We start from the raw sequence: 6,690 nt of genomic DNA, 5'->3' as shown, positions 1-6,690 counted from the left end.
GGAGGCGAACTGTTCGCTGACGGTGCGGAATGCGAGCAGCGTCGAGTACTCGATCGCGGCGATCGCGAGCCCCGCGCCGACGAGCAGGCAGTACGTCGTCGCGTGCACCGGATACGCACGGCCGACGTGGGCGGTCAGCGCCGCGGCGACCGCGAGCAACGCGAGGTTCGTCGCGAGACCGAGCACCGCGATGAGTCCGATCTTGAGCGGATGCGCGGCGGCGTTGACCAGAAGTCCGTCGCCGGCGAAGAGATCGGTCTGCAGTTTGAAATTCGACACCATGCCGATCACGAACGTAGCGAGTATTGCCGCGCCGATCCAACGCCCCGTGCGCAATGCGTTGCCGTGCTCCATGACTTTCCCTCGTTCGAGTGCCATGCCGACTTTGCGCCGCCCGCACGCGCGACGCGAGCGCGCGGCGACGAAACGCGGCCGTCGCGGCACGAATCGCGGTGCGCGCGGAACGAGGCGCGACGACGCATCTCGCGAACACGGAATGCAAGGAACCGCCAACGCCCGTTTGACAGGCGAATAAGAATCGTTATCATTTAACGATCCCAGCCAGCCCGACGGCTTCACCCCCGGTGCCAGCCAGCTACACCGCCAGCACCAGGGGCCACCATGCATCTTCAACGTCTCGCCGCGGCGATCGCCTGTGCGATCGCGCTTCCGTTGCACGCCGAAACGGCGTCGTCACCCTCGCCCGAGGTCTACGACGAACTCGACCGCATCATCGTGTCGGCCACCTTGTCGGCCAAGGCCGTCAAGGACGTCGCCGGCGAATCGAGCGTGATCCTGCGCGACGAGATGGACCGCCAGCTCGTGCAGGATCTGCGCGACCTGATGCGCTACGAACCCGGCGTGTCGGTGCTCGGCCGCGGCCGTTTCGGCATCGGCAGCATCGCGATCCGCGGCCTCGACGGCAATCGCGTGCGCATCGAAGTGGATGGCGTCGGCGCGCCCGACGCGTTCTCGATCGGCAGCTTCTCGAACGCCGGCCGCGACTTCGTGGATCTGGACAATTTGAAAAGAGTGGAAATCGTACGCGGCTCGGCTTCCGCCCTGTACGGCTCGGACGCCCTCGGCGGCGTCGTGAGCTTCGTGACGAAGGATCCCGGCGACTACTTCGCCGATGCCGGGGACGGCACTTATTTCGGCCTCAAGGGCCTGTACGACAGTTCCGACCGGCAGTCGGCCGAATCGCTGACGGCGGCGATGCGCTCGGGCGATCACGGCCTGATGGCCGTATACACGCACCGCGACGGCCATGCGCTGAACAACCAGGGCACCGTCGATTCGCTCGGCGCGAGCCGCACGCGCCCGGACCCGACCGACACGTCCAGCGATGCACTGCTCGCCAAGTACGTGCATACGAGCGGCGAGCGCGTCGAACGCGTCACGCTCGACGCGTCGCGCAGCACGGCCAAGACGCAGTCGCTCAGTTCGCTCGGCGACCGTGCGGTCGGCCCGAGCCTCGTGCGCGTCACGCGCACGGACGCCGACGACCGCAAGGAGCGCGCACGACTGTCGTTCGAGCAGGAACTGCCGCTCGATGCGAGCTTCGCCGATCGCCTCGACTGGCGCGTGTTCACGCAGACCGCCGATACGCGGCAGGACACCTACGAAGACCGCGCCTCGCTCGTCGGCGGCGCGCCGGTGCGGCCGGTGTCGCGCTATCGCCGCTTCGAGTACGAGCAGCGCGAGAGCGGCGTCGAAGCCGTGGCGCGCAAGGCGGTCGACGCGGGCGCGGTGCGCCACGACATCGCCTACGGCGTGGAATACACCGGCGGTCGCATCCGCGAACAGCGCGACGGTTTCCAGCGCGACGTGACCACCGGCGCGATCACAAATGTCGTGTCGCCCGACGTGTTTCCGGTGCGCGATTTTCCGCTGACCGACACGACGAGCTACGCCGTATTCGCGCAGGACGACATCGGCTTCGCCGACGGCAAGTTCCACCTGATTCCCGGCGTGCGCTACGACAGCTTCAGCATCGATCCGCGCAAGGATCCGGTATTCGACGCCGACAACCCGGGCGTGAAACCCGTGGATCTCGATGCCGATCACGTATCGCCGAAGCTCGCCGCGATCTGGCAGTTCACCGACGCGCTCAGCGTGTACGCGCAGTACGCCGCCGGTTTCCGCGCGCCGCCCTACAGCGACGTCAACGTCGGATTTACCAATTTGCAACAAGGCTACACGGCGCTGCCGAATCCGAACCTGAAGCCCGAAACCAGCCGCGGCGTCGAAGTCGGCCTGCGCGGCAGCGGCGACGTCGGCTATTTCAGCGTCGCCGCGTACCGCAACCGCTACCGCGACTTCATCGAGTCGCTGGCATTCGTCGGCACCGATCCGGCCACGGGCCTGATGCAGTTCCAGTCGCGCAACCTCTCGCGCGTGGACATTCGCGGCGCCGAAGCGCGCGGCGGCCTGCACCTCGGCGCGTTCTCGCCGGCGCTCGCCGGCTGGGAAGTACGCGCGTCGCTCGCATGGGCGAAGGGCGACGACCGCACGGCCGACGCGCCGCTGACGAGCATCGATCCGGCCAGGGCCGTGGTCGGCCTCGCCTACGACGCGGACCGCTGGGGCGCGGAACTCGCCGGCACGTTCGTCGCGCGCAAGACCCGCGTCGCGGCGCCCGCGAGCGGCACCGCGTTCCAGGCGCCGGGCTATTCGACGCTGGACCTCTACGTGCACGTCGAACCGCTCGAAAACCTCGAGCTGTACGCCGCGGCGACGAACCTCACCGACCGCCGCTACTGGCAGTGGGGCGACGTGCGTGGTTTCGCCAACAGCGCCGCGATCGACCGCTACAGCGCACCGGGCCGCGCCGCGAGCGTCGGCTTCAAGCTGAGTTTCCAGTGACATCGCCATCCACGGAGAACCGCCATGTACCGTTTTAGCTTCGTAGCCATTTCCGTGCTGTTGAGCGCGTGCGCCGGCACGTATGCGCGTCCCGACAAGACCGCCGGCGCCAAGCCGAAGCCGCCGGCCGCGATCGGCGCCGCCGACTACGTGCGTCCGTGCGCCGATGCGCCGGCCACACCGAAGGACGCGTTCGAATGCGACCGTCGCAGCATCCTCGCGATGACCGGCGAATACCACGTGCGCTTCATGTTCGACGAAACGCTGCCGCTCAAGCCGGGCTACACGCAGCACGAGCCGCAGCGCTCGGGCGGCACCGAGCTCGTGTTCGTCGTCGAGGACCGCGGCGACTTCATCGCGCTGCAGCACGTACTGGTCATGGGCAAGGAGCACACGGTCGTCAAGCACTGGCGCCAGGACTGGCAGTACGAGCCGAAGGAAGTGCTGAAGTTCCGCGGCAACGAGCAGTTCGGCTATGCGCCGGTCGACGCGGCCGCCGCGAAACACGCGTGGTCGCAGGCCGTGTACGAAGTGGACGACGCGCCGCGCTATGCCGGCGTGGGCCGCTGGGTGCACGCCGACGGCGTCGATGCGTGGACGAGCGATTTCACGTGGCGTCCGCTGCCGCGCCGCGAGTTCAAGAAGCGCGCGGACTACCAGGTGCTCGGCGCGATCAACCGCCACACGCTGTCGGCCGGCGGCTGGATGCACGAGCAGGACAACGTCAAGCTCCTGCTCAAGCCCGACGGTACGACCGAGGCGCTGGTGCGCGAGGTCGGCGTCAACACGTACGCGCGCACGAAGGACTACGACTTCGGCGCGGGCCGCGAGTACTGGTCGAAGACGCAAGCGTTCTGGAAGGACGCGCGCGCCGCGTGGCACGACACGATGGCGGCGCGGCGCGACTTCACGCTGAAGACGAAGCTCGACGACAAGCCGCGCTTCGAAGCGCTGTTCGCGCTGGCCGATCGCGCGGCGAAAGGCGAGACGATCGCGCGCAGCGAGATCGACCACGTGCTCGATCGCGCCGTGATCGGCAAGAGCGGCGTTGCGAAAACCCCGTAACGAGAGCGGAGGGCCGGCCGGGCCGTGAACCCCGGTCGGCCGTCTCGGCGTCGGCAGCGCTCTACAGTTGCACGCAGCGAATCCATCGATCCGGCGCGTGGTGACGAACGCGGTCTGCCAAGCAGATCACGCCGTGATCGTTGTCGATGACGACGGCCGCGCCTTCGGGCGCCGACCGGACGAGTGCGACCAGCAGTTCGTCGTCTCTCCATTCGACGAGATAGGAAATCGGCTCGGGCAAGTGCCCCTCGACGATCTGCCATTCGTCGGGCTCGTAGTCGTCGCGAACCTCGTCGGCGCGATACGCGCGGATCCAACCGGTATCGGTCGTCTTTTGCGCGCCGTACGCATCGCGTCGGCCGCCTGACGCCAGTATTGAATCGACGGGGGACCAGTGCTCGTCGGGTGTCGTGTGCACGATGATGGTGTTCATGGTCTTGCCGTTTCGATGTCGAGGCATGCGTTAGACCAAATCCGGACGAGCCGCGCAAGCGCGCGTTCGACGCAACGCCGCGTGCACGACCGTTGCGCCCGTCGCCGGCCATGCCGACAATGACGGGCCGTCCGCCGAACCCGCCGTCATGCGCATTCCCCGTATCCATCTCGCCGGCGCGTTGAACCCCGGCACATCCGTGCAACTGCCCGAGCAGGCCGGCGAACACGTCGCGCGCGTGCTGCGCCTGGAGGTCGGGCATCCGCTGATCCTGTTCAACGGCGACGGCTGCGAATACGACGCGCGCATCGCCGCGATCGCCAAGCGCGCCGTCACCGTCGACGTGAACGAGCGACGCGTCGTGTCGCGCGAATCGCAGCTCGTGCTCACGCTCGCGCAGGGCGTCGCGCGCGGCGAAAAGATGGACTGGATTCTGCAGAAAGCCACCGAACTCGGCGTGCACCGCATCGTTCCGCTCGTCACCGAGCGCACCGAGGTGAAGCTCGACGAGGAACGCGCCGAGCGCCGCGTCGCGCACTGGCGCGACGTGATCGCGTCGGCGTGCGAGCAAAGCGGTCGCACGCAATTGCCGGATATCGAGGCGCCCCGCAAGCTCGCGGCGTGGGCGTCTTCGCTCCCTGACGACGGCGCGGCGCGCTATACGCTGCTGCCCGACGGCGATACGTCGCTGCGCGATATCGACACGAACATGCGCGCTGCGATTCTCGTCGTCGGCCCCGAAGGCGGCTTCTCCGACCACGACGAAGCGGCGCTGCGTCAAAGCGGCTTCAAAGGCCTCAGGCTCGGACCGCGCGTGCTGCGCACGGAGACGGCGGGGCTCGCGGCGATCGCGGCGTTGCAGGCGGTGGTCGGGGATATGGGTTAGTTTCGTCGTTTTCCGACGGGATACGAGGTACGCATGGACGCTCGAAGCACTATCGCCGACCTGCTGCGCCTCGGCTTTGCGGTCGAAAAGAAGAACGACCTGTGGTTCGTCGGATTTCCCGACGGCGCCGACGGTCGTGTGCTGGACGTCGATCAGTTCGCCTCGCTGAATGTCGGCGAATTGAAGGAACTCGCCGATCGTCGCCGACAGGCCATCGACGGAATTCGCGCATTGTTGGCGCACGCTGGCTGGGGCATGCGCGTCAATGCCGACGGTATCGCCGAACTCGGTCTCGGCGGTGCTTCGAGCTACATCGATATCGGCTTGCCGTTGACCTTCTGGCTGCAACGATCGGGCCTGGTGCCGACCTTGCGCCGCTTCGTCGATGGTTTCGTGCGCGATCTCGACGATCGAACGATCGAGCGCGTACGACGCGTCGACGCGCAGACGAGGTCGCGCGAGCTCTACGACGCGCACTTGGCGCAGTGCGCGGCGATCGAGGCAAACGCCGTCGAACTCGAAACCGATCCGGCTGAACAGGCGAAGCGGATGGCCGAGATCGAGACGTACCGGCGCGACGCCGAGCGCGAGCATCGCGCATGGGTCGATGCCCGACGCGTGCCCGGAAGCGTCGACGAGCAGTTGCGAGCGGTGCTCGCACAGAGTCGCAGCGACATGCGCGCGGGAAATGGCCTGTGGTTGGGCGGCTTGCCGCTCTGGGCGAGCGACGCCGACGACTGGACGACGCGCGAGGAATGGGTCGAATGGGCCGAGCCGCTGCTCGAGAAGTGGGTCGGCAATGCCCATGTCCTGCTGCGCTTTGCGCCGTTGCGCCATGCACCCGCCGTGCGCGCAAAATTGCTCGACGCTCAACGCGATCAAACGCTCGAACACGACGAAAGCGACCTCGAACTGGCCGTGCATTTCGTCGATGACGATACCGTGGCCGACTGGGTGTTCGCCCCCCAGCCACCGCGCAACCTTTCCAGTGCTGCCGCCACGCTCGGACTTCGTGACGGTCTGTACACTCCGGCGCAGACGCTGAAGGCATTGCTGCAAAAGGCGCCATGCGATCTGCTGCCTTGGCTGATTGACATCAAGGACGTGGAGATCCGGGTGGGCTGGCGTTTCTTCGCATCGATGCTCGACGCGGACCAGCGCGCTCTGATCGCCCGAGCTTGCCACACCGCCCTCGACACGCCGGCAGACCCGTTGTCGTCGGCGGTGACCGTGGAAACCGTTCTCATGCTCGCGCTGGGCCTCGGCGACGCCGACATCGCCCGGCGCGTGGCAGTCGAACCGTTGTGGCAATCGGCCCTGCTGTGGCGATGGGAACGCGGCCGGTTCCTCGCACTCAAGGACGGCATACTCGCGATGTCGCTGCTGATGCCCGGCGTAGAGTGAGGTGCTGTCGATTCCGTTTGTAGTCGTCTGTTTAACC

At 67.2% G+C, this 6,690-nt stretch carries 6 protein-coding genes; 4 read left to right on the top strand and 2 right to left on the bottom strand.

Annotated elements, in window-relative coordinates; all coding sequences use genetic code 11:
• Positions 1-378 (bottom strand): hypothetical protein (locus OD750_RS06895; protein WP_272841836.1); only part of this gene is annotated, 378 nt, incomplete at its 3' end.
• Positions 379-621: 243 nt separating this feature from the next.
• Here OD750_RS06895 and OD750_RS06890 point away from each other — a divergent pair.
• Entirely contained in the window at positions 622-2,865 is a 2,244-nt protein-coding gene (locus OD750_RS06890) for a TonB-dependent hemoglobin/transferrin/lactoferrin family receptor (RefSeq protein WP_263542436.1), read from the top strand.
• Between the two features lie 24 nt (positions 2,866-2,889).
• Positions 2,890-3,930 carry a DUF6607 family protein gene (locus tag OD750_RS06885; protein ID WP_263542435.1) on the top strand — a complete coding sequence of 347 codons (1,041 nt, stop codon included), beginning with the start codon at positions 2,890-2,892 and terminating at the stop codon, positions 3,928-3,930.
• A gap of 61 nt (positions 3,931-3,991) precedes the next feature.
• Here OD750_RS06885 and OD750_RS06880 read toward each other — a convergent pair whose 3' ends face one another.
• On the bottom strand, positions 3,992-4,363 hold the full coding sequence (locus OD750_RS06880) for a hypothetical protein (protein WP_263542434.1): 372 nt from the start codon (positions 4,361-4,363) through the stop codon (positions 3,992-3,994).
• A 148-nt stretch (positions 4,364-4,511) separates the two neighbouring features.
• Here OD750_RS06880 and OD750_RS06875 point away from each other — a divergent pair, with 148 nt between their 5' ends.
• Positions 4,512-5,249: a 16S rRNA (uracil(1498)-N(3))-methyltransferase gene (locus OD750_RS06875; protein ID WP_263542433.1), complete on the top strand. Its 738-nt coding sequence runs from the start codon at positions 4,512-4,514 to the stop codon at positions 5,247-5,249.
• Between the two features lie 33 nt (positions 5,250-5,282).
• On the top strand, positions 5,283-6,653 hold the full coding sequence (locus OD750_RS06870) for a hypothetical protein (protein WP_272841833.1): 1,371 nt from the start codon (positions 5,283-5,285) through the stop codon (positions 6,651-6,653).
• The last annotated feature ends 37 nt before the right edge of the window (positions 6,654-6,690 follow it).

The sequence above is a fragment of the Tahibacter soli genome, assembly GCF_025717065.2.
GTDB lineage: Bacteria > Pseudomonadota > Gammaproteobacteria > Xanthomonadales > Rhodanobacteraceae > Tahibacter > Tahibacter soli.
The sequence above is the reverse complement of the archived record's forward strand: the minus strand, read 5'-3'. Positions and strand labels throughout refer to the sequence as shown.

Bases quoted from the DNA above. Each gene is read 5' to 3' on its own strand.
- OD750_RS06875 (WP_263542433.1), top strand. From the start codon at position 4,512: ATGCGCATTCCCCGTATCCATCTCGCCGGCGCGTTGAACCCCGGCACA.
- OD750_RS06880 (WP_263542434.1), bottom strand. From the start codon at position 4,363: ATGAACACCATCATCGTGCACACGACACCCGACGAGCACTGGTCCCCC.
- OD750_RS06885 (WP_263542435.1), top strand. From the start codon at position 2,890: ATGTACCGTTTTAGCTTCGTAGCCATTTCCGTGCTGTTGAGCGCGTGC.
- OD750_RS06890 (WP_263542436.1), top strand. From the start codon at position 622: ATGCATCTTCAACGTCTCGCCGCGGCGATCGCCTGTGCGATCGCGCTT.
- OD750_RS06870 (WP_272841833.1), top strand. From the start codon at position 5,283: ATGGACGCTCGAAGCACTATCGCCGACCTGCTGCGCCTCGGCTTTGCG.